Genomic DNA, 2,011 nt, shown 5'->3' with positions numbered 1-2,011 from the left:
TCGGGCATCCGTATTACAGTTGAACACGCCATCGCGGGTATCAAGCGCCTCGGTTGCATGACCCAAATTTTACGGAATCGTAGACCCTTTATTGATGATACCTTCTTACTCCTTAGCGCAGGTCTTTGGAATTTCCATCTCAGAACAGTGTAAAATTTACTTCAATCACCGAAACACCCTTATTTCACTATTAAGCAACACGCTTATAATTCAAAACGTCCCTACTTGAGTGATAAAGCCAAAGCATTCAAAGCTAAAACGATAAAAATTGTTAATGAACTTCGTGATAAAGCTGGTCATGATAAATTTCAGGGTGAGGTATCCGTATCGATGAGACTGTACCTCCCAAATAAAATAAAACGTGACGTGGATAATTATTCCAAAGGCGTACTCGATTCATTAACTGGGGCCAAAGTGTGGAACGACGATAGTCAAGTCCGCGTGATGACTATTGAGAAGATTAACAATAACGGCGGCGTGAAAGGCGGTAAGTGTATTGTCGTTATTAACGAGTATTGCGAGTAAGCACTATGAAAGAATTTCGTGACATTATGGTGATTGTTGCATGGGCTGCAATACCCATAAGTGGTTTTTTATCTACTGCTTTTTTAATTTATCACAGCAAGCCGGGCTGGGGCTGGTTGTTATTTGTTGTTTTTATTATTTCAGCATCAATCAAAATTAGTATCAAAAATTAATTTATATCACCTTCAACGAACTTGCATTATTCAGCTAACTACTTTTCCAATTTTAACGAGCATTGGAATAAATCAAAATCATTTCCAACTTCGATGTCATATGCCAAAGCATCTTAATCATCATCACCATCAACTAAATTCAAAACCTTTAACTTGGGACTCGAAAGTTAAAGGATTTTCGCTGTATGTCGAGAGTGAAGACGTTCATACCGCAATAGTGGCTTTTGAACATGCCTTATCGAAGCTGAAAAATGAAGAGACGACTTTCAAAGAAAGTGGTGTCATGGTTGGTGATGTTAAAGCGGGTTACTCTTACCCCTACCGATTTCACTGTGCAGCGAAAGGTCTTTACTGGGACGAAGTGGACTAATCAGGAATTTCCGCACTGATAGTGATGGGCAGAGGGCAAATGTATTCCCATATTGGCTCTGAGTTAAAAGTTTTTCCTGACCAGTAAAGATCCATTATATTGGTAAATGCTAGAACTGTTTGATTATTGTTTAATAGTGACATATCCCCACGGTGGTAAATATCCGTTTGTATTGTGAAAATTTTATCGGATGGTTTTCCGTCTGTAAGCCGAAAGTGCCTGGCTTTTTCCACACTATCCCAGGCAAAGAGTGATGTGTAACGAGATGGTTTTTCTGGGTAGACACATCTTCGGTAAAACTCAAGCCCCCAGTCAATGAATTCGCTTTGTTTGTAAATTTTTGCTCTATTGTTAATGAAGTAGCTTTCTCCTTGTGGAGCAAGTCCACATGGAAAAAGTTTGTCTACTAGCAATGACATTTTAGCGGGACTGATGTCAGTGAATCGCTTAGGCACGACGACATCGCCTGTTGCGTATAATCCGCGGCGGTCAACCATAAATAATTTCATTAAGTTACTCCGCTAACAATTGTTACTTTTATCAATTTTAGAATATCAGATACGATAATGCGTCGCCAGATGGTATTAGGTCGGCAAGCTATCGGCGTAAAGTTGGAAACAGATAGATTTTTGCAAACTAAAAAAGAACTCAGAAGAAACATACCCCATCATTCAAACACTCGAAAATAAATACACGAGTTTCGCAGTCTCTAAAAAAGAAGTATAAATTTAAAAACAAGAAAAAATCAGGATGTTCATATTTTGTCCGGTTATCCATGCATTAAAGATATCTATAAAATATTCTTGCAAGTAAGCAGTGTAAGATACTCTAGTTTGGCGTTATCAGAAGTCAGCCCATCGCCTTTATCTCATGACACGGTTAGCCGATGGTTAAAAAGTAGATGTTTCCGCCCTAAAGACCTATGGCGATTAGTTGAACCTTC

General features: G+C 38.8%; 5 protein-coding genes. 4 read left to right on the top strand and 1 reads right to left on the bottom strand.

Features of this window, described 5'->3' with window-relative positions:
• The first annotated feature begins 189 nt into the window (after positions 1-189).
• The 3 genes from CBG25_RS11070 to CBG25_RS11060 all read left to right on the top strand — a co-directional run bounded on the left by CBG25_RS11070 (position 190) and on the right by CBG25_RS11060 (position 1,068).
• On the top strand, positions 190-525 hold the full coding sequence (locus CBG25_RS11070; protein WP_290606650.1) for a RusA family crossover junction endodeoxyribonuclease: 336 nt from the start codon (positions 190-192) through the stop codon (positions 523-525).
• A gap of 5 nt (positions 526-530) precedes the next feature.
• Positions 531-698, top strand: a complete 168-nt coding sequence (locus tag CBG25_RS11065; RefSeq protein WP_290606648.1) for a hypothetical protein — start codon at positions 531-533, stop codon at positions 696-698.
• Positions 699-798: 100 nt separating this feature from the next.
• On the top strand, positions 799-1,068 hold the full coding sequence (locus CBG25_RS11060; RefSeq protein WP_290606646.1) for a hypothetical protein: 270 nt from the start codon (positions 799-801) through the stop codon (positions 1,066-1,068).
• Here CBG25_RS11060 and CBG25_RS11055 read toward each other — a convergent pair.
• Positions 1,065-1,577 (bottom strand): hypothetical protein, encoded by a 513-nt coding sequence (locus CBG25_RS11055; RefSeq protein WP_290606644.1) that lies wholly within the window; start codon positions 1,575-1,577, stop codon positions 1,065-1,067. The genes CBG25_RS11060 and CBG25_RS11055 overlap by 4 nt on opposite strands.
• Positions 1,578-1,829: 252 nt before the next feature.
• Between CBG25_RS11055 and CBG25_RS11050 the strand changes: the two genes are divergently transcribed.
• On the top strand, positions 1,830-2,011 hold a 182-nt coding region (locus CBG25_RS11050), incomplete at its 3' end, for a hypothetical protein (protein ID WP_290604843.1).

Source organism: Arsenophonus sp. ENCA, from assembly GCF_002287155.1.
In the GTDB taxonomy this organism is placed as follows: domain Bacteria; phylum Pseudomonadota; class Gammaproteobacteria; order Enterobacterales; family Enterobacteriaceae; genus Arsenophonus; species Arsenophonus nilaparvatae.
The sequence above is the reverse complement of the archived record's forward strand: the minus strand, read 5'-3'. Positions and strand labels throughout refer to the sequence as shown.

What these genes read in the sequence shown, in the direction of transcription:
- CBG25_RS11065 (WP_290606648.1), top strand. Translation starts at nt 531, where the DNA reads ATGAAAGAATTTCGTGACATTATGGTGATTGTTGCATGGGCTGCAATA.
- CBG25_RS11060 (WP_290606646.1), top strand. Translation starts at nt 799, where the DNA reads ATGCCAAAGCATCTTAATCATCATCACCATCAACTAAATTCAAAACCT.
- CBG25_RS11055 (WP_290606644.1), bottom strand. Translation starts at nt 1,577, where the DNA reads ATGAAATTATTTATGGTTGACCGCCGCGGATTATACGCAACAGGCGAT.